We start from the raw sequence: 621 nt of genomic DNA, 5'->3' as shown, positions 1-621 counted from the left end.
AGACACCCGTGCCCACAGCGGCTGGCCCAGCCACCGGCACTCCTTCACCGGCGACCACAAACAAGGTAACGGGCGGTCGAGAAGTAGCTCTTGTTGACGATTGGTTCGCCTGGTCAGGCACTGCGTGTTTGCACGCAAGGGTGATCTGGGCAGGCTGGGCTGATCGGCGTTTTTCCTTGGAAATACGCGGATGTTGCTTCTAGGCCCGATTCCGGTGGTAGTGCTCCAGTGAACTGCACCGGGTTTGATGGAGGCAGTGAATGCACGGAAGGATCACTGTCATGAGTGCACCGAGGAAGTACCCTGAGGAGTTGCGGGAGCGGGCTACCCGGATGGCTGTGGAGGCCCGTAGGGACCCGGAGAGGTCTAAGGGGGCGAACCTGGAGGATCGCCGAGGAGTTGGGCGTCCACCCCGAGGCGCTGCGTACCTGGGTCAAGAAGGCCGAGGTCGACGCGGGCGCCCGGCCGGGAACCACCAGTCAGGATGCTGAACGGATCAGGCAGCTGGAGAAGTAAGTACGCGAGCTGCGGCGGGCTAACGCGATTTTGAGGAGCGCGTCGGCTTTCTTCGCGGCGGAGCCAGGCCGCCCGTCCCGCTGATCTGCGAGATGCATCGACTCC

The 621-nt window shown here is 63.3% G+C and carries 1 protein-coding gene; it reads left to right on the top strand.

From position 1 onward, the window contains the following. The first annotated feature begins 285 nt into the window (after positions 1-285). A complete protein-coding gene (locus tag DRB06_RS16975) occupies positions 286-516 on the top strand; it encodes a transposase (RefSeq protein WP_111820280.1) in 231 nt (76 codons plus the stop codon). Positions 517-621: the final 105 nt, after the last annotated feature.

Origin of the sequence: Actinomyces sp. Z5 (assembly GCF_003287795.1) — a bacterium.
Lineage (GTDB): Bacteria > Actinomycetota > Actinomycetes > Actinomycetales > Actinomycetaceae > Actinomyces > Actinomyces glycerinitolerans.
Note: the sequence above shows the minus strand (reverse complement) of the source record. Positions and strands in the feature narration are given on the sequence as shown.